Annotated in this window: 25 protein-coding genes and 2 pseudogenes; 20 read left to right on the forward strand and 7 right to left on the reverse strand. The window is 70.6% G+C overall.

Features of this window, described 5'->3' with window-relative positions:
* Positions 1–51: 51 nt before the first annotated feature.
* Positions 52–2,073, reverse strand: coding sequence for a thioredoxin domain-containing protein (locus tag IE145_RS01565; protein ID WP_189518077.1), 2,022 nt, complete (start codon positions 2,071–2,073; stop codon positions 52–54).
* Between the two features lie 184 nt (positions 2,074–2,257).
* On the opposite strand from IE145_RS01565, the gene IE145_RS01570 reads away from it, so the two are divergent.
* The 6 genes from IE145_RS01570 to IE145_RS01595 all read left to right on the forward strand — a co-directional run bounded on the left by IE145_RS01570 (position 2,258) and on the right by IE145_RS01595 (position 7,557).
* Positions 2,258–3,001, forward strand: coding sequence for an NUDIX hydrolase (locus IE145_RS01570; protein WP_189518079.1), 744 nt, complete (start codon positions 2,258–2,260; stop codon positions 2,999–3,001).
* Positions 3,002–4,165 (forward strand): 5'-methylthioadenosine/S-adenosylhomocysteine nucleosidase family protein, encoded by a 1,164-nt coding sequence (locus tag IE145_RS01575; protein WP_189518081.1) that lies wholly within the window; start codon positions 3,002–3,004, stop codon positions 4,163–4,165.
* Positions 4,162–6,150, forward strand: a complete 1,989-nt coding sequence (locus tag IE145_RS01580) for a hypothetical protein (RefSeq protein ID WP_189518083.1) — start codon at positions 4,162–4,164, stop codon at positions 6,148–6,150. The genes IE145_RS01575 and IE145_RS01580 overlap by 4 nt, the downstream gene beginning before the upstream one ends.
* A gap of 33 nt (positions 6,151–6,183) precedes the next feature.
* The gene (locus IE145_RS01585; protein WP_189518595.1) at positions 6,184–6,708 is read left to right on the forward strand and encodes a hypothetical protein; all 525 of its coding nucleotides are present in this window, start codon (positions 6,184–6,186) and stop codon (positions 6,706–6,708) included.
* Between the two features lie 172 nt (positions 6,709–6,880).
* Complete coding sequence (locus tag IE145_RS01590; protein WP_189518085.1) at positions 6,881–7,153, forward strand: hypothetical protein; 273 nt, start codon at positions 6,881–6,883, stop codon at positions 7,151–7,153.
* The gene (locus tag IE145_RS01595) at positions 7,150–7,557 is read left to right on the forward strand and encodes a PIN domain-containing protein (RefSeq protein WP_189518087.1); all 408 of its coding nucleotides are present in this window, start codon (positions 7,150–7,152) and stop codon (positions 7,555–7,557) included. The genes IE145_RS01590 and IE145_RS01595 overlap by 4 nt, the downstream gene beginning before the upstream one ends.
* Positions 7,558–7,591: 34 nt before the next feature.
* Here the strand turns inward: IE145_RS01595 and IE145_RS01600 are convergent.
* Positions 7,592–7,732, reverse strand: a pseudogene (locus IE145_RS01600) (DUF255 domain-containing protein); the annotation flags it as partial.
* 172 nt (positions 7,733–7,904) lie between these two features.
* On the opposite strand from IE145_RS01600, the pseudogene IE145_RS33250 reads away from it, so the two are divergent.
* The 8 genes and pseudogenes from IE145_RS33250 to IE145_RS01635 form a co-directional block, all read left to right on the forward strand.
* A pseudogene (locus tag IE145_RS33250) lies at positions 7,905–8,109 on the forward strand (Uma2 family endonuclease); the annotation flags it as partial.
* Between the two features lie 917 nt (positions 8,110–9,026).
* Entirely contained in the window at positions 9,027–10,337 is a 1,311-nt protein-coding gene (locus IE145_RS01605) for an SUMF1/EgtB/PvdO family nonheme iron enzyme (RefSeq protein WP_229825199.1), read from the forward strand.
* A 31-nt stretch (positions 10,338–10,368) separates the two neighbouring features.
* Positions 10,369–10,848: a pyridoxamine 5'-phosphate oxidase family protein gene (locus IE145_RS01610; protein ID WP_229825201.1), complete on the forward strand. Its 480-nt coding sequence runs from the start codon at positions 10,369–10,371 to the stop codon at positions 10,846–10,848.
* A gap of 43 nt (positions 10,849–10,891) precedes the next feature.
* Entirely contained in the window at positions 10,892–12,175 is a 1,284-nt protein-coding gene (locus IE145_RS01615) for an MFS transporter (protein WP_189518089.1), read from the forward strand.
* Complete coding sequence (locus IE145_RS01620; protein WP_189518090.1) at positions 12,175–12,903, forward strand: class I SAM-dependent methyltransferase; 729 nt, start codon at positions 12,175–12,177, stop codon at positions 12,901–12,903. Before IE145_RS01615 ends, IE145_RS01620 begins: the two co-directional genes overlap by 1 nt.
* Positions 12,904–12,956: 53 nt before the next feature.
* Positions 12,957–14,168 carry a cytochrome P450 gene (locus IE145_RS01625; RefSeq protein ID WP_189518092.1) on the forward strand — a complete coding sequence of 404 codons (1,212 nt, stop codon included), beginning with the start codon at positions 12,957–12,959 and terminating at the stop codon, positions 14,166–14,168.
* A 48-nt stretch (positions 14,169–14,216) separates the two neighbouring features.
* Entirely contained in the window at positions 14,217–15,464 is a 1,248-nt protein-coding gene (locus IE145_RS01630; RefSeq protein ID WP_189518094.1) for an ATP-grasp domain-containing protein, read from the forward strand.
* 135 nt (positions 15,465–15,599) lie between these two features.
* Positions 15,600–18,821, forward strand: coding sequence for a tetratricopeptide repeat protein (locus tag IE145_RS01635; protein ID WP_189518096.1), 3,222 nt, complete (start codon positions 15,600–15,602; stop codon positions 18,819–18,821).
* 188 nt (positions 18,822–19,009) lie between these two features.
* On the opposite strand, the gene IE145_RS01640 is transcribed toward IE145_RS01635, so the two are convergent.
* Together IE145_RS01640 and mca are read right to left on the reverse strand one after the other, a co-directional pair.
* Positions 19,010–19,255 carry a hypothetical protein gene (locus IE145_RS01640; RefSeq protein ID WP_075264535.1) on the reverse strand — a complete coding sequence of 82 codons (246 nt, stop codon included), beginning with the start codon at positions 19,253–19,255 and terminating at the stop codon, positions 19,010–19,012.
* A gap of 1 nt (position 19,256) precedes the next feature.
* Positions 19,257–20,138: a mycothiol conjugate amidase Mca gene (gene mca / locus IE145_RS01645; protein WP_189518098.1), complete on the reverse strand. Its 882-nt coding sequence runs from the start codon at positions 20,136–20,138 to the stop codon at positions 19,257–19,259.
* Between the two features lie 157 nt (positions 20,139–20,295).
* Between mca and IE145_RS01650 the strand changes: the two genes are divergently transcribed.
* Together IE145_RS01650 and greA are read left to right on the forward strand one after the other, a co-directional pair.
* A complete protein-coding gene (locus IE145_RS01650) occupies positions 20,296–20,712 on the forward strand; it encodes a DUF4307 domain-containing protein (protein ID WP_189518100.1) in 417 nt (138 codons plus the stop codon).
* 208 nt (positions 20,713–20,920) lie between these two features.
* Positions 20,921–21,418, forward strand: coding sequence for a transcription elongation factor GreA (gene greA / locus IE145_RS01655; protein ID WP_006127137.1), 498 nt, complete (start codon positions 20,921–20,923; stop codon positions 21,416–21,418).
* Between the two features lie 94 nt (positions 21,419–21,512).
* Here the strand turns inward: greA and IE145_RS01660 are convergent, their stop codons facing one another.
* The 3 genes from IE145_RS01660 to ilvA all read right to left on the reverse strand — a co-directional run bounded on the left by IE145_RS01660 (position 21,513) and on the right by ilvA (position 24,820).
* Complete coding sequence (locus IE145_RS01660) at positions 21,513–22,376, reverse strand: ABC transporter permease (protein ID WP_189518102.1); 864 nt, start codon at positions 22,374–22,376, stop codon at positions 21,513–21,515.
* Positions 22,373–23,362 carry an ATP-binding cassette domain-containing protein gene (locus IE145_RS01665; RefSeq protein ID WP_189518104.1) on the reverse strand — a complete coding sequence of 330 codons (990 nt, stop codon included), beginning with the start codon at positions 23,360–23,362 and terminating at the stop codon, positions 22,373–22,375. The genes IE145_RS01660 and IE145_RS01665 overlap by 4 nt, the downstream gene beginning before the upstream one ends.
* Positions 23,363–23,590: 228 nt before the next feature.
* The gene (gene ilvA, locus IE145_RS01670; RefSeq protein ID WP_189518106.1) at positions 23,591–24,820 is read right to left on the reverse strand and encodes a threonine ammonia-lyase; all 1,230 of its coding nucleotides are present in this window, start codon (positions 24,818–24,820) and stop codon (positions 23,591–23,593) included.
* A gap of 156 nt (positions 24,821–24,976) precedes the next feature.
* Between ilvA and IE145_RS01675 the strand changes: the two genes are divergently transcribed.
* The 4 genes from IE145_RS01675 (at position 24,977) to IE145_RS01690 (ending at position 26,575) form a co-directional block, all read left to right on the forward strand.
* Complete coding sequence (locus tag IE145_RS01675) at positions 24,977–25,507, forward strand: MarR family winged helix-turn-helix transcriptional regulator (protein ID WP_006127133.1); 531 nt, start codon at positions 24,977–24,979, stop codon at positions 25,505–25,507.
* 72 nt (positions 25,508–25,579) lie between these two features.
* Entirely contained in the window at positions 25,580–26,047 is a 468-nt protein-coding gene (locus IE145_RS01680; protein ID WP_189518108.1) for a sigma factor-like helix-turn-helix DNA-binding protein, read from the forward strand.
* A complete protein-coding gene (locus IE145_RS01685; protein ID WP_189518110.1) occupies positions 26,044–26,307 on the forward strand; it encodes a hypothetical protein in 264 nt (87 codons plus the stop codon). The genes IE145_RS01680 and IE145_RS01685 overlap by 4 nt, the downstream gene beginning before the upstream one ends.
* 70 nt (positions 26,308–26,377) lie before the next feature.
* Complete coding sequence (locus IE145_RS01690) at positions 26,378–26,575, forward strand: DUF1059 domain-containing protein (protein WP_189518112.1); 198 nt, start codon at positions 26,378–26,380, stop codon at positions 26,573–26,575.
* Positions 26,576–26,628: the final 53 nt, after the last annotated feature.

Here is a 26,628-nt window from a genome sequence, read left to right on the forward strand (position 1 = left end):
GAGGGGCCGGTCGCACGAAGCGACCGGCCCCTTGTGGCATGTGCCGGGCCCTCACCCGCCCAGCTTGGCCGCCAGCTCCCCCGCGTCCGTCGTCGGCGCGTCGCAGACGAAGTGGCGGCAGACGTACGCGGTCGGCTCACCGCCCACCAGCGGCCGGTCCACCAGCAGCGGGAACTCGCCCCCGGCCCCCGGCCCTTCCCCGGCCGCGACCACCGCACCCGGGGCCCGCCCCAGCAGCGCCGTACGGTGCAGCTCACCGCCGACCGGTCCCGCGACGGCGACCTCCCGGGGCCCGTCGAGCAGCGCCTCGGCCACGGCGAGGCCCCAGCCGACGAACCGGGGGACGCGGGGCCCCAGGGCCTTCACCACGCCGAGCGCGCCCTCGGCGGCGGTGCGATGGGCCTCGGACCCGGTGTACGCGGCGTACGAGAGCAGCGCCCCCGCGGCGGCCGTCCAGCCGGACGGGGTGGCGCTGTCGGCCGGGTCCTGGGGCCGCCGGATGAGCCGCTCGGCGTCGTGGGCGGTGTCGTACAACTGGCCGCCCTCCCCGGTGAACTGCTCCAGCACGATGTCCAGCAGGAACCCGGCGAACTCCAGCCAGGCGCCCTCCCCCGTCACCGCGGCCAGCGCGAGGAATCCCTCGGCGACATCGCCGTAGTCCTCCAGCACCCCGGCGTTGTCCCCGGCCCGCCCGTCCTTGGAGGTACGGGTCAGCCGGGCGACCTCCCCCAGATGCACCCGGACGAGCAGATCGGCGGCCTCGGTGGCCCGCTCCACGAGATCGGGCCGGTCGAAGAAGGCGCCGGTCTCGGCGAGGGCGGCGATGGCAAGCCCGTTCCAGGCGGCAACGACTTTGTCGTCCCGCCCCGGGCGCGGCCGCTCGTCACGGGCCGCCAGCAGCCGGGCCCGTACGCCGGTGACGCGCGCGGCGTCCACCAGTCCGGCGTCCCCCGGCAGCCGCAGCACGGAGGCACCTTCCTCGAAGGTCCCCTCCTCGGTCACCCCGAAGTGGGCGGCGGCGAAGGCGGCGTCGTCCTCCCCCAGCACTTCACGCAACTGACCGGGCGTCCACACGTAGTAGGCGCCCTCGACATGCCGGCCGTCCGCGTCCTCGCTGTCGGCGTCCAGCGCGGAGGCGAACCCGCCCTCGGCGGTCCGCAGCTCCCGCACCATGAAGTCGGCGGTCTCCAGGGCGATCCGGCGGGCCTCGTCCGACCCGGTGGCCCGCCAGAGGTGGGCGTACACCCGGCAGAGCAGCGCGTTGTCGTAGAGCATCTTCTCGAAGTGCGGGACGATCCACTCCCGGTCCACGGAGTACCGCGCGAACCCGCCGCCGAGCTGGTCGTAGATCCCGCCGCGGGCCATCGCCGTACAGGTGTCGGCGGCCATCTGAAGGGCCCCTTCGGCCCCGGTCCGCGCGTAGTGCCGCAGCAGGAACTCCACGACCATGGCCGGCGGGAACTTGGGCGCGCCCCCGAACCCGCCGTGCTGCTCGTCGTACTCCCGGGTCAGCCCGAGCAGGGCCTGAGCCACCTCGGATTCCCCCGGCACCCCGTCCCCACCGTGGACCAGCGACCGCCCCGCCAGATCGGCGACGATCCGCCCGGCGACCTCGGCGACCTCGTCCCGCCGGTCGGTCCAGGCGGCCGTGACCCCTTCCAGGACCTGCTGGAAGGAGGGCGATCCGTGCCGGGGCTCGGGCGGGAAGTAGGTCCCGAAGTAGAAGGGTTCGGCGTCCGGCGTGAGGAACACGGTCATCGGCCACCCACCGTGCCCGGTGGCCGCCTGAACGGCCTCCATGTACACGGCGTCGACGTCGGGCCGCTCCTCCCGGTCGACCTTCACGGGCACGAAGTGCGCGTTGAGGTAGGCGGCCACGGTCTCGTCCTCGAACGACTCGTGGGCCATGACGTGACACCAGTGACAGCTGGCATACCCGACGCTGAGCAGGACGGGCACATCCCGCTTCCTGGCCTCCTCGAACGCCTCGGGCGACCAGGGCCACCAGTCGACGGGGTTGTCGGCGTGCTGGAGGAGGTACGGGGACATGGCATCGGCCAGGCGGTTCACCATGCGGGCAGTATCGCAGCACCGGCCGCAGGAACCCCGAATCCCCCATGCACTGGCGGAGTCGGTTCCAACCGGCCGGCCTGCGAAGCCCCATCACTCGCATCGGAACTGCGGAGGCGAGCGCGACCGCAAGCACCACACGCACCCCTTCTTGTGAAGTTGACAATAACTGAGTACCTTGCGAGGCATGCAAGACGATGCGTGGTCACCACCCCCTGTACTTCTGACGGTCGATCTCGTGATCCTGACGCTGCGGGAGGGCCGTCTCCACGTGCTGGTGGTGGAGCGGGGCGAGGCCCCCTTCCGAGGAATGCCCGCGCTGCCCGGAGGATTCCTGAACCACGATCGCGAGGAGATCCTGGATGCCGCCCACCGCGAACTGAACGAGGAAACAGCTCTGGCATCCAACTGGGTACACCTTGAGCAGTTGGCCGTGTACGGAGATTCGGATCGCGACCCCCGGGGCCGAGTCATTTCCGTGGCGCACTTGGCGATCGCGCCAGGGCTACCCGACCCGCTTGCGGGAACGGACGCCACCGATGCTTCCTGGGTTCCCGCGGAAGCCGTGCTGTCGGGGGAGGTGGAACTCGCCTTCGACCACCGTCGAATCGCAACGGACGGGATCGAACACGCACGCACCAAGCTTGAGTTCTCGTCGCTGGCCACCGCGTTCTGCGAGGAGGAGTTCACCATCGCAGAGCTGCAACAGGTGTACGAGGCAGTCTGGGGAACCAAACTCGACACTCGCAATTTCTACCGGAAGGTCCAAGCGGCGAAGGGATTCATCATTCCCGTCGGCACGGACCGCAGGAGCACGGGCGGGCGACCGGCACGGCTGTACCGGGCCGGTCCGAAAACCGTCCTGTTCCCACCGCTGATCCAACCCACGCCGTCCGCAACAGAAGAGAACCCGAACGGGGAAGAGGAATAGATGTCGACAGGCCCGGTGGTAATTCTCACTGCCCTCAATCTCGAGTACCAGGCCGTGCGCCAGAAGCTCGCTAGCCCGCAGGCGCACCTCCATGAACGTGGCACCAGGTTCGAAGTGGGAACCGTGCGGGGCACGTCGTGCCGTGTCGCACTCGGCCTGACAAGCAAAGGAAATCATTCCGCCGCAGTGATCGCCGAACGCGCGATTCAGGAGTTCTCGCCGGCAGCCGTACTGTTCGTCGGGGTCGCAGGCGCCTTATGGGACGCCACCAGGCTGGGTGACGTGGTAGTGGCGTCACATGTGTACGCCTACCACGGTGGAACCAGCGAGGACGACGGGCTCAAGGCGCGCCCACGGGTGTGGGAGGCACCGCACGGGATCATCCAGCTCGCCATGCACTTGGGCCGCTTGGGCGACTGGGCGGACTCCGCCTCCGATCCCGAGCACGCACCACAGGTGCGCTTCGGGGCGATCGCCGCCGGCGAGATCGTCCAGAACTCAAGGGTCTCGGCCGAGGCGACATGGATCCGGCAGCACTACAACGACGCGCTCGCCATCGAGATGGAAGCGGCCGGGGTGGCACAAGCGGGCCATCTCAACGGGGCGCCGGTGGCCATCATCCGGGGAATCAGCGATCGGGCGGACGGCACGAAGAACAGTACGGACGACCGCAACTGGCAGCCGCAGGCCGCAGCGAACGCGGCGGCGTTCGCCATCCGGCTGGCGGTGGAACTGGCGGGGGAGCAGGAGGAGACCGTAGTGCCCCGAGCCGAAAGTGCCCCTTCGGCCGACCGACTCGACCGACACGTCACCAACACCGCCCACAACAGCACGGTTGGCATCATGGCCGACTCGGTCACGGGCAGCAGCGTGCACATGAACACGGCTCCAGAGGAGTCCGGACCGCTGAACCTGTTCGCGGCGCTCCATGGCTTCCGAGAGAATCTGACGCGGCACCGCGCTGAAGGCGACCTCGACCAGGACACGTACCGAGAGGCCTTGGCCGACCTGGAATCTGCCATCCGGTCAGCCGGGGAACAAACCTCCGATGCGTCGAAGCGGGCGGCCATGACGCTCAGAAGACTGCGCGGCCTGGTCGTGGAGTGCCCTGCGCTGGTGGCCGACCTGGCCCCGTTGATCGCAGCAGCCGGTGACCAGGCATGAGCGACAGCGACAGTGCCACGTACAGCTCTGCCGCGCACGACTCCAACGTCGGGATCCAGGCAGGGGTCGTACACAACTCCAACGTCTACTTCGTCCACCCGGATGCCTCACCGCAGGAGAAGTACAGGGTGGGCGTGCGGCTCCTGGAAGACGGAGTCCCCAGCCGCGCCCTCGAAGTGATCACTGATGCGATTGCCCACGGCTACCACAACGCGGAGGTTCGGTTTCACTGGGTGCTCGCCATGTTCAGCACACGCACCCACCACGACCTCAACACCGAAGAGATCCAGCAACTGCACCGCGCCTCCGGGCTCGTACGGTCCTACCCCGAGGGCGAGTGGAAGGAAGCCCTGCGCGTCGCTTTCGACCTGCTGGCGGCGCTCGGCTCCACCGGCGGAGCGACCGGACCTGTACTGAAGCAGCTGCAGGACCTGCCTTCCCGCCAGCATGACGCGATCCTCCGCCATCTCGATCTCATGCTGACCGGGGGTCTGAAGGACGACCTGTGGGCGGAGACCCTCGAGAAGGCGGAAGCGGAGCGCTTGGGCAACGGTCGGGCCAAGCGGGTGTGGGCCTACTTCGAGCCTCCCCCCATCGCGGCACGGGCCGCACTCCCCCGCCTGAACACTGCTGCCGCTGCCGCTGCCCAGGCGGCCCTCCCGCCCCGGGTGGCCCTGTTCGTAGTCAGCAGTGTGGCCCTCGGAGCCCTGGCATGGAGCGCCCACCCGGCCCTGGCGGTCATCGAGTCACTGGTCGCACTCGGCGCGGGCCGCGCCGCGGCCCGATGCGGCATCCAGTGGTGCGGCAGACAGGCCCGGCCGGACCAGACGGCCGGTTCCGACGCCCCGCAGCCGCGCAGTCCCGCGCCTCCCGAGGGCGGGTTCACCAACAGCGTACGCAACAGGTTCGATCACTACTTCAGAGTCCGCACGCCCCACGGATTCACCCCGGATACCTGGCTTACGCACACCGCTGAGGTCCGCAGCGACCTCGCTTCCGAGATCGCCGACCTCTATCGGGAGAGGCGGATCGGTGTCGAGCGGGTCAACTGGCTGATCCGATACCTCGCCGAGGAGACGCGGAACCGGTACAACAACGGCACCCTGTTCGATCGGCACCCTCAGGACCGAACTCCGATCAGGACAAAGGTGCTGACCGTGGCAGCCCTCGCCGTTTGCGGCGCTGCGATCCTGGCAGGGCTGGGCACGGCGGCCCGGGGCGCTGGGCAACCTCGACCGGTGTGGGCCCTTCTGGCCTTCCTCGGCGTAGCTTGGTCGGGGCACGCGGCCGCTCAGCTGTGGCTGAAGGTCCGGCGTGAAAGGCACCGTCTGACCCTGGAGGCGCGGGAGTATCAGGAAGAGCTGGCGGCACGGCAGGAGGCCCACCGGCGATGGAAGGCGCTCTTGGACGAAACCCGCCCCAGTGAGCTGGAGATGGAGACGTGGCTCGCCTGCGACAAGACGTCGCTCGTCGATGAGGCGCTGCGGCACCATCGGCTCACCTGGCGGGATCTGATCACGCACACCATCCTGGTGGTTCCTGCGCGCCCCTACCAACGGGCTCGAGTCCAGGGCGGCCCATGGCGGTACTCGCGCTACGTCCTCCGCCTGTTCCTGTTCACCCGGGACGGCATCCGCGAAGTCAGCTCCGAGCTCAAGTTCTCCGACTCGACGCGCAGGAACGAGCAGCGGAGCAACTACCGGTTCGACGCCCTGTCCTCGGTGCAGGTGACGGAGAACGCCGATGCCGGTTACGACCTGGAGCTCGTCCTCACCAACGGCCCAGCCCGGAAGATCCGTGTGAAGGACGCCGATGCCCATCAACTGGCACCGGACGAAACCGCCCGGCAGATTTCCGAGATCAGTCTCAGCACGGCCGGCTTCACCCATACCTTCCGCCTCCTGGAGGGGATCGCAGCAGACGGGAAGGGCTGGCTCGAACGACACAGCCCCGACAACCTGACGCCCTTCCAGATCGCCGACTGATCCGATATCGAGCACCGGAAGGCTGTGACCTGTATGGACGATGTCACCGAGAGCCAAGTCCTGCTGGCCGAGTACGACCGCCTCAAGGAGGAACAGAAAACCCGCATAGGATTCCGCGACAACCTGCTCTACTTCACGCTCGCAGCAGTCACCGCGGTCGTAGCGGTCTCCGTCCACAGCGGGCAGCCCGGACTGTTGCTCTCCGCCCCCGCGATCTGCCTGATCCTGGGCTGGACCTACCTGGTCAATGACGAGAAGATCTCGGCGATCGGCTGCTACGTCCGCGATCAGCTGGGGCCACGTCTGGGGGAACTCGCCTCCGCCAGGGGCGCAATGTTCGGGTGGGAGGCCTATCACCGCGATGTTGCGGGCCGCGCTATGCGCAAGCGGCTTCAAACAGCAGTGGACCTCCTCACGTACCTGATCCTGCCCATGGTCTTCACGATCGCGTTCTGGTGCTCCCCCACCGTTCACCCCCTCCTCGCGCTCACCTCACTTGTGCAGACGCTCACCCTGACGGCGCTGGGCTGGCAGTTCCTGCGCCGCGCGGAGGGGTAGCACTTGCCCTGCGGCAGGGCGGGCTCCGTTCTGATCACTGATCGGAAGGCGGCGCTTCCGTTAGGCCTGGACGGTCGGTTTCAGCGATTCAGCCGATGCCTCCGCCGGCCGTCAGTCCGGCGGTATACGAACGATCTCGCAAATGTAATAGAGGTGGTCTTACACTGATTCCATGAAGCAGAGTCGTTCCGGAGTCACTGAGAACATCTCCGTCTCCATGCCTTCCGAGCTGGTCAGTGAACTCCGATCAAGGACCGGCCGCCGAGGGCTGTCCAGCTACGTCACCGAAGCCGTCAGGCACCAGCTCGCCATGGACGGACTCGCCGAGATCGTGGCGTCCCATGAGGAAGAGCACGGCGCGCTCACGGAGCAGGAGATCGAAGCCGCACGCCGCGAGTTGTTCGGAGACGCGAGCGCCGAGGGTGTCGAGCGGGGCGCCGCGTGAAGGAGCAGCCGGCTCGCTCGGTGGTGCTCGACGCCGAGGCGCTCTCTCTGCTCCTGCGCAACGACCGCGGTATGGCGGCTCGCATCGAGGCCTCCCGGCAGGCCGGGGTTCCCGTCCTCGTGTCCCCGCTGACCATTGTTGAAGCCGTGCAAGGGAAGACCGACCTTCCGCGCTTGAAGTGGCTGCTCTCCCGGCTGCGGGTGGAACCGGTCAGTCAGGAGGATTCCCTCGTCGCGGTGGCACTGCTCCGGGACGCGGGCGGGCTGCATGGGCACAAGTACGCAATCGACGCCCTCGTCGCCGCGCTCGCGCTCCGTGTCCCGGCCCCCGTGGTCGTTCTGACTTCCGACCGTGACGACTGGTCGAAGCTCTGCGGGAAGCGCGTGATCATCAAAGAAGTGTGAGCACGCCCCAGCTATTGGGTGCGCGAGTTCACTGGCACCTATGACACGCAGGGTATGCGATCGACAACAGAACGGGTACATCGCGCCGTTTCGCTTCTTCGAACGCCTCGGGCGAGCAGGGCGACCAGTCGACTGGGCTGTCGGCGTGCTGGAGGAGATACGGGGGTCTGCGCACGTCGGTTGGCCGTGCCCCAACCCTCGCGCACTGCTCCCACGACGCGCTTGCGCCACGGGGCAGGGTGGGCTCGGGCAGGCGGGACGGGTGGGCGCTGCGGATGCCGGGCGGCGCGGCATCGGCGGACAGCAGGCCGGCCGAGGCCGCACTGGCTGCCCGGAGCAGGCGCACCATGACCGCCGAGATGGTAGCGCCCGCGTGGATGCATTCGCAGATCAGCGCGGGGCAGTACGACTCCTGGTCCGAGGAGCAATGCGTCGGCATCGAATCGAGGGGACGGGATGGTCGGCGTAGGCCCGAGCGCCTCCAAGCGCCACAACCAACTGGCCCGCATCCTGGCCGACGCCCTGGACGCCGCCGCGGGCCCGGGCGGGAACGTCAAAGGTCCTACCGGGACGCCGAGGTGTTCACCGGCGCCGTGAAGGCCACCGCGCCGTTCCCTGTCACGGTCGACCTCGGGGCACTGCAAGCAACGAGGAATCCCCCGCACCCCGACGCCTCCGACGCCCTGTGGACCAAGACATGTCCGCAACCCGCGCGTTCTCGCCGGGGACGAGCCGCGTGGGGAGCCGCCCCCGCTTCCTGCCCGTCACCCTGATGGCGTGGCGCCGTCAGTGGATCACCACCGCGTGGTGATCGCCGGCCACGACCTCGCCGTCCCTGGCGGTCCGCACCCCCGCGCAAGGCCAACCCCTGACCCGGCAACCCGGCAACCCGGCCGCCCGGCCACCTGGCCGCCCGGCACCCCGGCCACACAGGGCCGGCGGCCCCGCGCGGGTCACGGATTGCGCGGCTTGATAGTGACCCGGCGCAAACCCGCCCCCGTGCCCGAAACCCGGACCAATGTGTTCACTCAACCGGATCAGGCAAATAGTTGGCACAGCCATCGAAGGCCGGGAACAAGTGCCGGGCCGACGCGGGCCGCAACCCCGGAAGTGAATTCAACCCTCCGTATATGGTGGCCAATTTCGGCCAAGATCTGTCGACATGTTTACGGCCCCAAAGTGACCCAGTTCACAAAGTTCGACAATTGACCCCGCCGGTTACGCGTATCTACGTTGATTTACGTTCACCGATTCGAGGAGGGAGGTGTTCGCCATGTCGGACAAGGACTTCATCGCTTCGCGCGACGAGAAGAAGGCAACGACCAAGTGGGAGGCCTGATCACAGGATCTCACCGAGTGCCGCCGCCCATCGACATCCGGGCGGCGGCACCACCCTTCCAGACCTTCGCGAAAGAGCTTCCCGGCACCCGAATCCCCGATCATCCTTTTGACCAGATAGGACCGCCGCCTTGAATTCCGACGCATTCGACGTACGGGTGGAAAAAGGGATCTCCCAGGCTCGCGAGATCGCCTTGAGCGGACAGGTGCACGCCCTGTGCGCCATGGCGCGCGACCATCGCGACTGGCCCGTCCGCGCCGCATGCGTCGAGCTGCTGGGGGAGCACTTCTCCGATGTCGAGGAAGCCAAGGAAGCCATCGCCTACGGCACGCACGACCCCGTGGACCAGGTGGCGTTCACAGCGATCCGCACCGCGGGCGAGCGGCGCGTCGAGACCGCGATACGCGACCTGATCGGGATCGCCGGATGGCCCAGCCAGATCACCCGCGAGCACACCAGCAAGCCGGTGGGTTTCGGCGCCGCCTACACGAAGAGGGCGCTGCTCTCCATCTTCGGGTCGGACGATCCGGACACGCTGCGCCGTCTGGAGGACGAGCACTTCGCGGGCCTGCGCCGGAAAGTGGCGGCCGAGACGCGTCAGCGGAACCATGACGACGTGGTGCTCGTGCCCGGCGGTCCCTTCATCGCCGGCGCGTCGCAGGAGCACATCGACCGGGTCCACCAGCAGGTCGGCTCCTTCCAGATGAACGACCAGGACAACCGCCTGCGCGTCGTCGAGCTCCCGTCGTTCACCATCGACCGCACCGCCGTGACGAACCGGCGCTACGCGGCCTTCCTCGCCGAGGCGGACGGTACGGACCGGTTCGACCACCCTGATCAGCCGGTCGGTCACGACCACACGCCGGCCCACTGGCACGACGCCCGCTTCAACGGTCCCGACCTGCCCGTCGTGGGCGTCGACTGGTACGACGCCTGGGCCTTCGCCTCCTGGGCCGGCGGCCGGCTTCCCAGCGAGGACGAGTGGGAGAAGGCCGCGCGCGGGACGGACGCGAGGATCTTCCCCTGGGGGAACGAGTGGGACGCGGCGAACGCCAACGACGTCTCCCGGTCCTTCGGCGTGGAGCCCGAGGGCCGCCTCGATCTCGAACGCCTGCTGGAGTCGGCGCACGCGGGCTATCCGAAGACCCCCGTGCTTCCCGCGGACTCCCTGCCGGGCAGCGCAAGCCCCTACGGAGCGCTCAACCTCTCCGGTAACGTCTGGGAGATGACTTCCACGAATTTCTACACCGGAGAGGAAATGGATCCTTTCTTCAAGGGGCGGAAACCGATCGAGTTCATGAACAGAAGGGACGCCTTCTACGCTCTGCGCGGCGGAACGTGGACGTCTCCCGCAGTCTGCCTGACGACGTACTACCGAGGAAAAGACCTCCTCACCGACAGGCACAACGAAATCGGGTTCCGTTGCGTGTATCCGACCTGACAGCCGCGGCTGCGACGAAGGGCTTCATCCCGTGCCGACCGTGAAATTCAAGCGCCGCCCGGACGGTTTCGGAGAATTGACCGGAGCACCGTTCGATGTGGACGCGTTCCTCCTCCAGCCGCTGGTCGCACGCATCGCCACGGGGAATCTGGTGGTGCGGCCGACCTGGTATCTGTGGGAGGACGAGTCCTTCTGGGTCTTCAGCGGCGCGTGGTCCCGCATGGCGAAACGACTCCATGCCGACCCGGGATTCGAACTCGTCGTCGACACCTGTGACCCGCACACCGGAAAGGTGCTCCAGGTCATCGGCCGCGGGGAAGGCTCGGTCGTGCCGTTCGACACCGAGCGCGGCCGCCGCAAACTCACCCGCTACCTGGGACCCGACGAAAGCCTGTGGGACGACCGGTTCGCCATCGGGGGCACGGTCGAGGACATCTGGTGGATACGGCTGACCCCGGACACGCTCTGGGTCTCCGACCAGTCCTTCCGCCCCTCGATCGACCACCCGTGACTGCCGCCCGCAGCGGAGCCGCTACACGCAAGGGACACGCAAGATGTCGCAGCCTGCCACGCCGGAGTGGTCCTACGTCCAGGCGCTGAAGAACCCCCGGCTGGCTCTCTTCCTCGGCGGTGTGGCCTTCTCCGGTATCGGCGACGGCATGCTCATCGCCGCCATCCCCCTGCTGGCCATCAAGATCCACGGCGACCTGCCGGTGGCCATCGCCGTGTCACTCGCGGCAGCCGCGCCCTTCGTCTCCTCCACCCTCGTCGCCCTCCCCTTCAGCCTCGGCACCCGGCGCTTTCCGGTGCGGGCCGGCCTGGTCTCCGACTGCCTGCTGCGGGGGGCCGCGCTCGTCGCCGCCGGGCTGGCTGCCGTCAGCGAGTCCCTGACCGTCTTCGCGCTCATCGCCGCCTTGTTCATCGGGTCCTGCCTGCGCTCCGTGGGGACGCCCGCGACGAGGCTCGCCGCGCTCGGTATGGCCCCGAGCCACGGCCGGTTCGCCGTCAACGGACTGCTGGCCACGGTCAGACAGTTCACCCTGTACGTGGTGGGACCCGCCATCGGCGGCCTGATCGCGGGCTTCGCCAGCCCGGAGTGGGCTCTGGTGGTCGACGGCGCCACGTTCCTGCCGCTGCTGCTCGCCACCCTTCTGGTGGTTCCCCGGTCCCGCTCGACGCGCAAGGAGGCGAAGGGGAACGAGTCCGGGCTGAAGTTGATGCGCAGGCTCCCCGTCGCCTGGCGCCTGCTCGTCGTCGTCTTCTTCTTCAACCTGCTGTACATGCCGGTGGAGATCGCGTTGCCCCTACTGGTCAACGGCCCGCTGGGCGGCGACGGCAAGGCCCTCGGGGCGGTCTGGACCCTCTTCGGGATCGGCGCCCTGCTGGGCGCCCTGGCGACGAACTTTCTGCGGTCCGTGCCCCAGGTTCCGCTGATGATGGGCATCATCGCCGCGTGGGGAGCCACCACGGTCGGGCTGGCGCTCAGTCAGAACGTCACGTCGGCGGCCGTCGCCTTCTTCATCGGGGGCGTGGTCTACGCGCCGTTCACGCCGGTGGCGTACTCCTACCTGCACACCTTCCTCTCGGAGAGGGACGAGCAGCCCGTCCTGACCCTCTGGTCCACGGTCTCCACGCTGGCCGCGCCCATCGGCCTGCTGGCCTCGGGGCCGCTGGTCCACGCGCTCGGCGGCCGTGGGGCCGTCTTCCTGTCGGCGTTCCTCATCCTGGCCCTTGCGCTCGGTATGACCCGGATACGGCCGATGGCACCACCTCCGGACCCGCCCGAGGCCGCACCGGCCGCACCACTCGGTAAGCACCAGCAGAACAGGGAGACGTGATGGGTTACGACATCGCCGCGTACGGGGACAAGCGGCCGGACTACGACGCGATGCTGTGGGAGCTCCGGCAGGACGAAGCGGAGGCGAGCGCCTTCCTCGCCGGCCTCGCGACGGACGGCAAGGCCCTGGAGCTCGGGATCGGCACCGGCCGTGTGGCTCTGCCGCTGGCGCGTCGCGGGGTCTCGGTGACCGGCATCGAAGGCTCGTCCTCGATGGTGGACCAGCTGAAGCGGAAGATCACCGACGAGAGCGTCGACGTCGTCGTCGGGGACTTCGCCGACGTGGGCGTCGACCGGACCTTCGACCTCATCTACTGCATCAGCGAGACCTTCTTCCTCCTGCCGACCCAGGAGAGCCAGATCGCCTGTGTGCGCAACGTGGCGGAGCGGCTGACGAGCGGGGGCCGGTTCGTGGTCCAGGCCACCGTTCCGCAGCACGGGCTCTTCTGCAAGAAGGAGAGCACCCACACCCGTCACGTGGACGAGGGGAGCGCGGTCGTCACCGCTCGCCGGCACAACCGCGCGGAACAGCGGGTCGACGTGCAGAACATCGTGTTCGACGGCGGGGGCAACCGGTTCCACCCGCTGCGCTACCGCTACGTCTGGCCGTCCGAACTGGACCTGATGGCGAGGCTGGCCGGGCTGGGTCCGGCCTCCCGCACGGGCGACTGGAGCGGTTCCGGCTACGACGCCTCGGGGGGATACGTCGCGGTGTACCAGAAGCCGTGATCCGGAGGGGCTGCCCCTGACCCGAAACCACCGGTGACGAAACAGAGGATGACATGGAATCCGTTCTGCCCAGGCTTCCCTTCCAGCGGCGCGGCATATTCGACGTTCCCCAGGAACTCCGCGCGATGCAGAGCGGTGGGGACCTGGTCAGGGTGCTCACCGCGGCGGGGGACGAGGCGTGGCTCGTCACGCGCTACGAGGACGTACGGAGCCTGCTCGCGGACGCCCGTCTCGGCCGCTCCCATCCGGCGCCGCGTGACGCGGCACGCCTCGGCAACTCGGCGCTGAGCACGGCGGGTCCGGTCGGGAGCTACGCGTCGGAGCAGGAGGACCACGCCCGTTACCGGCGCAGGCTCACCCCGGCGTTCTCGGCGAAGCGCATGCGGCTGCTGCGGGACAGCACGGAGGAGGTCATCCGGGAGACGCTGGACACGATGTCCGGGCTCACGCCTCCCGTCGATCTCCACCAGGCCTTCTCGATGCCCGTCTCGCTGCACGTCATCTGCCGGCTCCTGGGAGTTCCCTACGAGGACCACGACCTCTTCCGGTCCTGGTTCGAAGGCCTGGCCGGCATGGCGGACCTCCAGAAGTCCTCGGAAGCGCGGCAGGCCATGGGCGCGTACATGGCCGCGCTGGCGGAGCGCAAGCGCGACCGCCCCGGCGAGGACCTCATCAGCGATCTGGTGGGTTCGGGGGACATGACCCTCGCCTCCCCCGCGCCGGGGAGCGAAGCGGTCCTGGACGACCTCTCCTACGTGGCCGCCTCCCTCCTCTTCGCCGGATACCGGACCACCGCCATCAAGATCGATTACGGTGCGGTGCTCCTGCTCGCGGACGAGGGCCAGCGGGCCGCCCTGCGGGCCGATCCCGCGCTCGCCGAGACCGCCGTGGAGGAGGTCCTGCGGATGTCGTCGCCGGACCACCCGCTCCTGCGGTACGCCCGCGAGGACCTGGTCATCTCCGGCACGACCGTGCGGGCCGGCGAGGCCGTGCTGCTGTCCACGCTGGTCGCCAACCGCGACCCGTCGGTGTTCCCGGAACCGGACGCGTTCGACATCTCCCGGGACCCCAATCCGCACCTGTCCTTCGGCCACGGGCCCCGGCTCTGCATCGGCACCACGCTCGCCCGCGTCGAGATCGCCGCGGCACTGAGCATGCTGTTCGAACGCTTCCCCGGGCTCCGTCTCTCCGTTCCGCACGAGGAACTCACCCGGCGGACGGACATGATGATGGGAGGACTCGCACGGGTTCCGGTCGAGTGGTGAGCGGCGTACGGGCAGGGAGATCCGGCGAGTGGAAGCGGGGAGTGGAACATGCCGACAGCGGTTCTCGTCATGGGCTGTGGTCTGCGGTCAGGACATGGACGTGACCAGATACGGCTCCTGCACGAGCAGGCGCGGCGCAGAGGGCTGGACCTGATCGGGGCGGAGAAACCCGCGAACCTGTCGTTCGCCGACGCGTCGAGGTTCTCCGCACTCGTTCCGTGCGAGGTGGAGGACGCGGCCGCGGCGGCGGCCACGATGAAGTCGGTGGACGCGAAGTTCGCCGGGGTGCTGGCCTTCCGCGACCTGTGCGTGGAACCTCTCGCGGAGGTGGCCCGGACGCTGGGGATACCGGCGATCAGCCCGGCGGCGGCCAGGACCACCCGGAACAAGGACCTCAGCCGGGACCGTCTGCGGGAGGCCGGTCTGCCGCAGCCCGCCGCGGCCCTCGTCCGGGACGTGGCGGAAGCCCGGGAGTTCCTCGACGCCACACCCCCGGGGCCCTGGATCCTCAAGCCCCGCGACGGGATGGGCAGCGCCCAGGTCGATCTGGTCCGCTCTGCGGCCGATCTGGAGCAGGCGTTCGACGGCCGCCCGCAGGGATCCCCGGCTCTCATCGAGGAGTTCGTTCCCGGCCCGGAGTTCTCCGCCGACGGAGTCGTGGTGGGCGGTGTTCCCGTCATCACCGCACTGGCCCAGAAGTCCATGGGTCCTTCGTTCGTGGAGACCGGACACCGCATTCCCGCCGATCTCTCCGACGCGCAGACCGCCCTGGTGGACGCCCAGATGAAGGTGGCGCTGCCCGCCGTGGGCCTCACCCGGGGCCCCTTCCACGTCGAGTTCTGGACGAACGGCACCGGGGTCGTGCTGGGCGAGATCCACGCCAGGCCGGGCGGCGCGTTCATCCCGACGATGGCCGAGTACGCGCGCCCGGGGCTGGAGATGTACGGGCTGTACCTCGACGACGTGCTGGGGCGGCCGGCGCAGGCCCTTCCGCCCACCACCCGCAGTGCGGGCATGCGCCACCTGATCGTCCGGCCTCCCGGGCGGCTCGCCTCGGTCTCCGGCTGGGACGAGGCGGTGTCGGTCGACCAGTGCGTCGCTTCGGGCCTGCTGGTGGGTCCCGGCGACCGGATCGGGCCCGTCACCTGGTCCGCCGACCGGCACGGCTTCGTCGTGGTCGAAGGGGCTTCGGGAGCCGAGGTGGACGCGGGCCTCGACCGGATCGAGAGCGGCATCGGCTTCGAGGTGACCGAGGAGGAGCCTCCCGGGCCGGTGAGTTCTCCGCCCGCGCCTTGACCCTCCCTTGCCCTGCGCCCCTCGCGCCGGAGCGCGCCACGCAGGACACTTGACCTCGACGTCGACATCCGGCGCTTGATACCCGTCGCTCCGGAACCCGGGATCCGGAGCGACGGCTCTCGGAGGGGGACACCTATGCGGGACAGCCATCGGGCGGAAGCCGAGCGGCTGTTGGTGCGGGCCGTGGAGGAGGAGGCGCGGCGCAGCGGCGGGCGGACCGATGCGGGTGCGCTGATGTCGCGGGCACGGGCCGCGCTCGACACCATGGCCGCCGGCGCGGACGAGGAGTACGCCGCGTACACGCGGGCGCTGGACTCGGCGGCGGCAGGCGACCGGCCGCTGGCGGAGCGCTTCAGCAGGGCGACGCTCACCACGCCCCTGCTGGTGACGGGAGTTGCCGCGGCCGCCGCGTTCGGCGCGGATCTGGCGCTGGGCGCGAACACCGGCCTGGCGTTCGGCGCGGGCGCGGCCGTCGCGGTGGCCGGGACGGCTACGACCGTGGCGAAGGTGACCGCGTCGCACTGGCCCGCCGCCCACCGCCGGGCCGCGGCGGCCGGACAGCCGGGCGGGGTCGAGCAGTTGCGGCTCCAGTGGCTGACCGCCCTGGAGGTGCGGGGCATCCGCCCGTATCTGGACCAGCAGCGGATGCTCAACCCCGCCAAGCGCACCCCGAAGAAGCAGACCACCCCGGTGGTCAAGCAGTTGCGCGGCGGCGACCGCAGTGCGGCGGCCCGCACCCGGGTGGTGCTGGAGCAGTCGTTCGGCCATCTCCCGCAGGCGGACGGGCCGTTCAGCGGGCGGCGGACGGAGCTGGCGCAGATCGCCCGGTGGGTGCACGCGGCCCGCGCCTCTCCGCAGACCCGGCCGACCGTCGTCGTGCTGCACGGGGCCCCGGGTTCGGGGCGGACCGCGCTCGCGGTGCGGGCGGCCCACACGCTCAAGGACCAGTTCCGGGGCGCGTGCGTGGTCGATCTGCGCGGCCAGGTGGCCGGGGAGAGCCCGCTGCCGACCCGGGACGCGCTGCTGCATCTGCTCAACCGGCTGGGCGCGCCGCGCGAGCAACTGCTGTTCCGGGAGGGCTCGTCGGCGGAGCAGCAGGTGCGGCGGCTCTCCGAGCTGTACCACCAGCACCTGACGGGGACGCCGGTCACCGTCGTGCTCGACGACGCGACGGACGCCGGTCAGGTGCGGACCCTGGTGCCGGAGCGCTCGGACAGTCTGGTGATCGTGACCGCACGGGAGCCGCTGGAGCTGCCGGAGGACCTGGCGGCCTGGGTGCACCAGCTGCCGGTCGGCGCGCTGGACGCGGCGGGCGCGGAGGAACTGCTGCGGGAGGTCGCCGAGGAGGAGGAGACCGGACCGTACGACTACCCGTCGACGGACGCGATCGTGGAGCTGTGCGGCGGGCTGCCGCTGGCACTGCGGGTGGCGGGTTCCGCGCTGGGGGCGCGGAGCCGCCATACGCTGGCGGAGGACCTGGGGGCGTACGGGCCGGTGGACCCGGTGGAGCGGGCGCTCTGGCTGCGCTACACCGACCAGGGCGACCAGGCCCGCCGACTGCTGCGGCGGCTCGCGCTGGCGGGCCGGGCGAGCCTCGGCGCGGCGGCGGCCGCCTCACTGCTGGCCGCCGACGAGCAGGAGGCGGACCGGCTGCTCACCGTGCTGGCGCGGGCCGGGCTGCTCACCCGGGTACGGGGATCGCGCTACCGGCTGCACGATCTGGTGCGGGCCTTCGCGCTGGCCCGGCTGCTGGACGAGGAGGAGCAGGCGGAGCGGACGGCGGCCCAGGAGCGGCTGCTGACGAACTACGCGGAGCTGGCCGACGCGGTGATCCGGATGGTCGACGGGAAGATGTCGACCCGCGCCGGGCAGTTCGGCTCGCACGGCTTCGGGTCGCTGGACTCGGCGCTGCGCTGGCTGGACGACGAGACGAGCTTCATCACGTCCGCGCTGCGGCACGCGGAGGGCGTCGACCAGGCCACGGTGCTGCATCTGCTGGGCGCGCTGTGCGACTACTGCCTGCTGCGCGGCGATCTGTACCGGCTGGGTGAGATCAGCGAGCTGACGCAGGCGGTGGACCAGGGGCTGCTGGAGCGCTCGGTGCAGTGGCGTACGGGCATCGCGGCCCGGCAGCTCGGTGAGCTGGACAAGGCCCGCACCACCCTGTCCTCCGTCGTCGGGCTCTACCACGAGGCGCAGAACGACGCGGGCGAGGCGCTGGCCCTGTGCTCGCTCGGCATCACGCTGCACCACCAGGGCAATCTGACCGAGGCGGCGGCCCGGCTGGAGGAGGCGCTGGCGCTCCAGTCGTCCGAGGCGCAGGCCGAGGACCGGGCCTGGTCGCTGCACGCGCTGGCGGCGGTGGAGCGCGACCGGGGCGATCTGCCGAGGGCGCTGGCGCTGCTGGCCGACGCGCTGCGGCTGCACCGGGAGGGCGAGTCGCTGCACGGCGAGGCGTGGACGCGGTTCCAGCTGGGCCAGGTGCGGCTGCGCACCGGCGAGGTGGCGGCGGCCGAGGAGGCGCTGAGCACCGCCCTGGAGCTGTACGGGCGCACCCGTGACGGGCGCGGTGAGGCGTGGGCGATCACCCAGCTGGCCCGGGCCCGGCTGCTGGACGGCGACCCGGCCGCCGCGCTGGAGCAGTTGCGCGAGGCCCTGGACCGGCACCGGGACAACGAGGACGCGCGCGGTGAGGCGTGGACGCTGTACTACCTGGGCCAGGCGCTGGAGGAGGACGGGGACACCGATCAGGCGGTGCGCGAGCTGGAGCGGGCCCGCACGATGTTCTCCCGGATGCGGGACGTGTACGGGCTGGCGTGCGCCCGCCACCACTCGGGCCGGGTGACCCGGGACCAGCGGGCCGCGCAGACGGGCAACCTCCGCAATTCGGGGTTCGCCCGGCAGCTGCTGATGGACGCGCGGGCCGATTTCCGGCGGATCAAGGTGCCGTACGGCGAGGCGTGGGCGTGCGTGGAGCTGGCGTTGATCGACGCGGGCAACGGGCGGGCCCCGCAGGCGCTGGAGCTGTGCGGCGAGGCGGCGGAGCTGTTCGATTCGTACGGGGACGCGCGGGGCGGCGACTGGGCCCGCTTCCTGCGCTGCACGCTGCTGCCGTACGCCTCGCCCGGGGGCAGCGAGGTGGGCACGGTGGTCGCGCAGCAGGAGCTGGCCGAGCTGGTCGAGGCCCGGCATCCGGCGCGGGACGCCAAGCTGGAGCAGTCGGCGGCGGCGTTCGCGGTGGCGCTGGAGCGGGGCGTGGACCTGGAGGACGGCTGGCAGGCGTGGCGGCTGGGGCTGACCCCGACCCGCGGGGCCGGCCAGATCATGGGCGTGGCGGTGGAACCGGCGAGCCCGTGAGCGTACGGGTGTCGCCGCCCCGGCCGTGGTCCCGCGCGGCACCCGGCGGCGCGAGGACAACGGGAACGAGGCGTCCGGCCACCTGGCCGGACGCCCTCCCCGTCTCCGTACGCGCGACATCGGCTCCGTACGCGCGACGTCGGCTCCGTACGCACGGAATCGGCTCCGGACGCGCGAAGCTCGGCGCGCTACTTGCCGGGCGAGGCCGCCTTGCCCTTGTCCCCGGCGGGCCCGGCCGGCACCGCGTCCGGGTCGGGGGCCTCCTCGAAGTTCACCCGGCCCATGTGGCGGTTCATCGACTTCATCAGGGCCCACACGCCGACGGCGAGCGCGGCGAAGACGAGGAAGCCGAGGACGCCGGGGGTGACCTTGTTCTTGTCGAGCTCTTCGGCGGCGAGCGGGACGAGGTGCGTCAGTGCCTGGGTCGCGTACATATCAGGCATTGTCGCGGATGCCCGCGAAGAGGTCGCTCTCGGGGAGGGAGGTATCGACCAGAGACTTCGCCAGCTCGTACTCCTCGGTCGGCCAGACCTCGCGCTGGACGTCCATCGGGACGCGGAACCAGCCGCCCTCGGGGTCGATCTGCGTGGCGTGCGCGATCAGCGCCTTGTCGCGGATCTCGAAGAACTCGTCGCAGGGGATGTGCGTGGTCAGGGTGCGTTCGACGCGCTCGAACTCCTCCCAGCGCTTCAGCCAGTCCCCGTACGGCGACTCCATGCCACGGGCGAGGAGCGCCTCGTGCAGCGCGACGGTGCGCGGCCGGTTGAAGCCCTGGTTGTAGTAGAGCTTCCGCGGCGTCCAGACCGGGCCGAACTCGTCCTCGGGGAAGCGCTCCGCGTCGGCGGCACCGTCGAACGCGATCATCGAGATCGTGTGCGTCATGATGTGGTCGGGGTGCGGGTAGCCGCCGTTCTCGTCGTACGTGGTGATGACCTGCGGCCGGAACGCGCGGATCTTCGCCACCAGGCGCCCCGCGGCGGCCTCCGGGTCCTCCAGGGCGAAGCAGCCCTCGGGCAGCGGCGGCAGCGGGTCGCCCTCGGGCAACCCCGAGTCGACGAAGCCGAGCCACTCCTGCTGGACGCCCAGGATCTCCCGGGCCTCGTCCATCTCCTTCTTGCGGACCTCGTGAATGTTCTTCTCGATGTACGCGTCGCCCTGGAGCTTCGGGTTGAGGATGGAGCCGCGCTCGCCCCCCGTGCAGGTCACGACCAGCACGTCCACCCCCTCGGACACGTACTTGGCCATGGTGGCCGCGCCCTTGCTCGACTCGTCGTCGGGGTGGGCGTGAACGGCCATCAGTCGCAGCTGCTCAGTCAAAGCTCGATCCTCAGTCATTGGTCGCTCTGGTCGATCATCGGTCGCTCTGGTCCGTCCGGTCGGTGTGGGGCGCGATCGGGTGACGGGGGTGCGGCTTCTATAGTGACTGAACGAGGGGCGGGAAAATTCCTCGATGCCCGGCCCGGAGGGAACGATCATGACGACGGTTCGCGAGGCTGCGCCCGAGGGGCGGTACGGCCGGACCGAGGACCAGCGTGCGGACCGCAGGCTGAAGATCGTCGGATCGGTCCTGGGCGTCGCGCTGCTCGGCGTGATCGGGTGGATCGGCTACGACTACGTGGGCAACCAGGGCATCAGCGGCGAGATGATCAAGTTCAAGGTCGTCTCCGACACCCGGGCCGACGTCCACCTGGAGGTCCGCAAGGACCGCGAGGGGCACGGCTACTGCGTGGTGCGGGCGCTCAGCGAGGACGGCTCCGAGGTGGGCCGCAAGGAGGTCCGGTTCGACCGGCCCGTGGACCGGATCGACGAGGTCGTCACCGTGGTGACCCGGTCCCGGGCGACCGCGGTCGAGCCGATGGGCTGCACGGCCGACGACGGCCCGCGCGGCTGACCCGGACGCACCGGCTCCGGACGCACCGCCCCTGACCTGCGGTGATGCGGGGAGCGGCGGCCGGTCCGCGCGTGTGACGGTTTACCTTCTCCCCCTTTTCCTGGGGAATTGTTAGGCTCGTGGTTTCGCCCACCCGCAGAGGCACATGCTTCTGGGTAGGGCGATGCTTTGTATTCCCAGCACTTCCCAGTACCGACGAGGAGCACCTGTGACTCAGACCAGCGAAAACGTCACCTGGCTCACGCAGGAGGCGTACAACCAGCTCAAGGCCGAGCTGGAGTACCTGTCTGGTCCCGCGCGCACGGAGATCGCCGTCAAGATCGCGGCGGCCCGTGAGGAGGGTGACCTCCGGGAGAACGGCGGGTACCACGCGGCCAAGGAGGAGCAGGGCAAGATGGAGCTGCGGGTCCGCCAGCTGACCCAGCTCCTGGAGCACGCGAAGGTCGGCGAGGCGCCGGCCGACGACGGCGTGGTCGAGCCCGGCATGGTCGTCACGATCGCCTTCGACGGCGACGAGGACGACACGCTGACCTTCCTGCTCGCCTCCCGTGAGTACGCCAGCACGGAGATCGAGACGTACTCCCCGCAGTCCCCGCTCGGCCTCGGTGTGAACGGCAAGCGGACCGGCGACGACGCGGACTACGAGCTGCCGAACGGCAGGACCGCCTCGGTGAAGATCCTGGCGGCGAAGCCCTACACCGGCTGACGTCCGGCCCGCCACGACGCATACGACGACGCGGGAGCCCCGGCCTTCTCGATGAAGGCCGGGGCTCCCGCGTCATGGGCCGGTCCCCGGTGACTCAGGACGCGGCCGAGCGGTACTTGCGGACCGCGAGGGTCCGGAAGACCACGATGATCAGCACCGACCAGATGACCGAGGCGATGATCGGGTGCTCCATCGGCCAGGCCCCGGTCACGGACTCCGGCACGCCCGGCATCGTGTTGCCGAACAGCTCGCGGGCCCCCGCCACCGTGGCGCTGAACGGATTCCACTCGGCGACGTGCTGGAGGAACGTCGGCATGCCGGTGACCGGCACGAAGGCGTTCGAGATGAACGTCAGCGGGAACAGCCAGATCAGCCCGCCGGAGGTCGCCGCCTCCGGGGTGCGGACGGACAGGCCGATCAGCGCGCCGATCCAGGAGAACGCGTAGCCGAGCAGGAGCAGCAGCAGGAAGCCGCAGATCACCTTGCCGATGTTCTCGTGGGTGCGCCAGCCCACCAGCAGGGCGACCCCCGCGAGGACGACGAGGGTGAGGGTGGTCTGGACGAGGTCGGCGAGCGTCCGCCCGGTGAGGACCGCGCCCCGGGCCATGGGCAGCGACCGGAAGCGGTCGATGAGCCCCTTGTGCATGTCGTCGGCGATGCCCGCGCCGGCGCCCGCGGTGGCGAAGGTGACGGTCTGGGCGAAGATGCCCGCCATCAGGAACTCCTTGTACAGCTGCGGGTCGGTGGAGCCGCCGATGCTGATGGAGCCGCCGAACACGTAGGTGAACAGCACCACGAACATGATCGGCTGGATCAGCCCGAAGATCACCATCTCGGGGATCCGGGTCATCCGGATCAGGTTCCGCCTGGCGACGACGAGGGAGTCCTTCACGGACTGCGTGACGCCCCCGGAGGGGCGCGGGACCAGCGTGGGGGCGTCCTTGGCGATCGCGCTCACCGGGTGTCCTCCTTGCTCCGGGGGTCCTCTTCCCCGTTCTGGTTCGCCTCGGCCGCATGGCCGGTCAGGGAGAGGAAGACGTCGTCGAGGGTGGGCCTGCGCAGGGCGATGTCGTCGATCTCCACGCCCTGGGCGTCCAGGTCGCGGATGATCTCGGCCAGCAGCTTGGCCCCGCCGCTGACCGGGGCGGTCAGCTTGCGGGAGAGCTGGACGACGGTGACCTCGCCCTTGGCCAGGGAGGACAGGACGGCACGGGCGCGCTCGATCTCGTCCGGGCGGTGCACGACGACCTCGACACGCTCGCCGCCGGTGCGGGCCTTGAGCTCGTCGGAGGTGCCGCGGGCGATGACCTTGCCGTGGTCGATGACGCAGATGTCGTTCGCCAGGCGGTCGGCCTCCTCCAGGTACTGCGTGGTCAGCAGCAGGGTCGTACCGCCCGCCACCAGGTCCTCGATGACGTCCCAGAGCTGCTGCCGGTTGCGCGGGTCGAGGCCGGTCGTCGGCTCGTCCATGAACATCACGGGCGGCGACACGACGAGCGCCGCGGCGAGGTCGAGGCGCCGGCGCATCCCGCCGGAGTACGTCTTGGCGGTGCGGTCGGCGGCGTCCCCGAGGTTGAACCGGTCCAGCAGGACGCCCGCGCGGGCCTTCGCGTCCCGGGCGCTCAACTGGTAGAGCTGCCCGACCATCTGGAGGTTCTCCCGGCCGGTCAGATACTCGTCGACGGCGGCGAACTGCCCGGAGAGCCCGATCGAACGGCGTACCTCGTTGGGCTTCTTCAGCACGTCGATCCCGGCCACGGTCGCCGTGCCGCTGTCCGGGCGCAGCAGCGTGGTCAGCACCCGTACGGCGGTGGTCTTGCCCGCGCCGTTGGGCCCGAGCAGTCCGAGGACGGTGCCCTCGGGGACGTCGAGATCGACACCGCCCAGGGCCCGGACGTCACCGAAGGTCTTCACCAGACCCTCGGCGTGGATCGCACCTGGCATGGAGAGACTCCCCCGTCACTCGTGGACGACTGTGCCCGTACGGAGCAGGAGCCGGTACCGGCGGAAGCCGGTGCCGGCGGAAGCCGGTGCCGGCGGAAGCCGGTGCCGGCGGAAGCCGGTGCCGCTACGGGCCTACTCGGCGATCCTAGGATTCGGAGGCCCGCATCGCGCGACAAATAACCGGATCCGGCCAGTCGGCCCGAAGCCCACGGCCGGCCCGGGACCCGGTCAGCCCATGACCCGGTAGCCCTCCGCGCGCAGTGTCTCCTCGACGTCGGCGCAGTGCCGCGGGCCCTTCGTCTCCAGATACAGGTCGACCTCGGCCTCGGTCAGCCCGAGGCGCGGGTCGGTGCGGACATGGCTGATGTCGAGGACGTTGGCGTCGGCCACGGTCAGCGTGGCCAGCAGGGCGGCGAGCGCCCCCGGGCGGTCGGTGAGCCGCAGCCGCAGGCTGAGGTAGCGGCCCGCCGCGGACAGCCCGTGCCGCAGGATGCGCTGCATCAGGAGCGGGTCGACGTTGCCGCCGGACAGCACGGCCACCACCGGCCCGCGGAACGCCTTCGGGTCGCTGAGCAGCGCGGCCACCGGGCTGGCCCCGGCGGGCTCGACGACCAGCTTGGCCCGCTCCAGGCAGAGCAGCAGCGCACGGGACAGCTCGTCCTCGGTGACCGTACGGACCTCGTCGACCAGCTCCTCGACCAGGGCGAACGGTACGTCGCCGGGGCGGCCCACCTTGATGCCGTCGGCCATGGTGGCCGGCGCGTCCAGCGAGACGGGGTACCCGGCGGCGAGGGACGGCGGGTAGCAGGCGGCGCCCTCGGCCTGGACGCCGACGATCCGGATATCGGGGCGCAGGGCCTTCACCGCGACGGCGACGCCCGCGGCGAACCCGCCGCCGCCGATGCCGAGGACGATCGTGCGGACCTCCGGGCACTGCTCCAGGATCTCCAGTCCGACGGTGCCCTGGCCCGCGATGATGTCGGGGTGGTCGAAGGGGTGGATGAAGACCGCGCCGGTCTCCTCCGCGTACCGCTGGGCGGCGGCGAGGGTCTCGTCGACGACCTGGCCGTGCAGCCGCACCTCGGCCCCGTACTCCCGGGTCGCTGCGACCTTGGGCAGGGGCGCGCCGACGGGCATGAAGACCGTGGAGCGCACACCGAGGAGGGACGAGGCGAGCGCGACGCCCTGGGCGTGGTTCCCGGCGCTGGCGGCGACCACCCCGGCCGCCCGCTCCACCGGGGTGAGGCCGGAGATCCGGACGTAGGCGCCGCGCAGCTTGAAGGAGCCGGTGCGCTGGAGGTTCTCGCACTTGAGGTGGACCGGGGCCCCGACCAGTTCGGTCAGATGGCGGCTGCCCTCCAGCGCGGTCACCCGGGCCACCCCGTCGAGCATTTTCCGCGCACCCCGGACGTCGTCGAGGATCAGGGCCGGGTGGCGGGGGGTCGCGCGGAAGTTCATGCCCGCAAGTCTTGCAGCTCGGACCGGGCGCGGCAGACTTGTCCATGGCGGCCTGCGGCGGTGTCCGCAGGTTTGTGCGGCACTGGTACACGTTGCCCCGGGGCCGCGTACTCTGTCCCCCACTCATCCGACACCGCACGAAGAGAGTCCCCGGCCATGCCCCCTCAGGACATGACGACTGCTGCGTCTCCTTCCGGGGGCGCCGCTCCCGAACACCCGGGCCCCGACCGCCTGCTGGACGCGCTCCAGCACCAGGTGGCGGTCTTCGCCCGCCGTGCCGAGCAGACCCGCCTCGGCGGTGTCGGCCAGGTCCGCAACTCGATGGACCGGGCGGCCTACCTGCTGCTCAACCGCCTGGACAAGGAAGGCCCGATGGGCGTCAAGGCGCTGGCGGCCGGGATGGGCATCGACTCCTCGACGGTGACGCGGCAGGTCGCGCCGCTCGTCGACACCGGTCTGGTCAAGCGCACGTCGCACCCGGAGGACGGCCGGGCCGTGGTGCTCCAGCTCTCCCCGCGCGGTCAGGCCCGCCTGGAGGAGGTCCGCGCCTCGCGGCGTGAGCTGATGTCGCAGGTGACGGACGGGTGGACGGAGGAGGAGCGGGACACGTTCTGCGCCCTGCTCACCCGTTTCAACGGGTCGCTGGCCGCCCGGCAGGCCGCGTACCAGCCGCCGCAGCCCGACTGACGCCCGTACCCGTCCCTTCCCCCGCGTCCGGACTCTTGACCGGGGCGGTGCGCCGGGGCTCGTATGTGGGGCATGGCAGAGCGGGCGACCCATCGGGACCGGCTCCGCGCCCTGGAGTTCGAGGCCTTCGTGGCGGGCGCGGGCGGACGCCTGCTGCACACCGCGACGCTGCTCACCGGCGAACCGTCGCAGCCGCCGGGCGCGTGTGTCCGGGCCGAGGCGCTGCTGCGCGCGGCGCTCGCCCGTACGTACGCCGACTGGGACCGGCTGCACGGCGGCGACCCCTACGACCGGGCCCGCCGGGAGCTGGCCCTCCGCTTCGCCCGCGAGGCCCGGCGCCATCAACGCCCGCGCGGCGGTGTGCTGGACCGGCTGACCCCGATCGAGCGGCTGGTGCTGGTCCTGCGGATGTACGAGGAGGTCGGCGAGGAGCAGGCGGCGGCGCTGCTCGGGCTGCCGGCCGACCGGATCCGCGCGGTGTGCGCGCGGGCGGTGGCGACGCTGCGGTCGGGTGCCCCCCGTGGCCGGGTGACGCCGTGAGCACCGGACGGCGGGATCCGGACCCGCGCGAGGAGCAGGTGCGGCGGATGCTGGACGGCCCGCATCCGGTTCTGCCGCCGGACCTGGCCGCGCAGGCGGTACGGCACGGCGGGCGCCGGATGCGGCTGCGCCGGGCGGCGCACCGCACGGCGGGCTGGCTGCTGGCCGTGGTGCTCGTCGCGTTCCTGGTCTGGGCCGGCGTCGAGCAGCCGTGGGCGACCGAGCCCGCCCAGGTCACTCCCCCGCTGGAGGGCTGGTGAGCCGTTGGGCTCACGGTCCGGGAGGCCTACGCTGGAGGAGGCGGTTGTCGTACGAGCCGAGGAGGCCGTGATGACGAGGAAGACCGCGGACTGCCGCAAGTATCCGAGCGAGATGAACTGCACCCTCACCCTCACCGGTGAGGAGGACGAGGTCGTCCGGGCGGCGAGCGAGCACGCGGCGTCGGTCCACGGGCACGAGGACACGCCCGAACTGCGCGAGCAGATCAGGGGAATGCTGGAGGACGCGGACGAGAAGGTGAGCGCCTGAACGCCGGAACGCCAGGGGCGCCCGCCGTCGCCGGCGGGCGCCCCTGTGGCGCC

The organism is Streptomyces sindenensis, assembly GCF_014649035.1.
In the GTDB taxonomy this organism is placed as follows: domain Bacteria; phylum Actinomycetota; class Actinomycetes; order Streptomycetales; family Streptomycetaceae; genus Streptomyces; species Streptomyces sindenensis.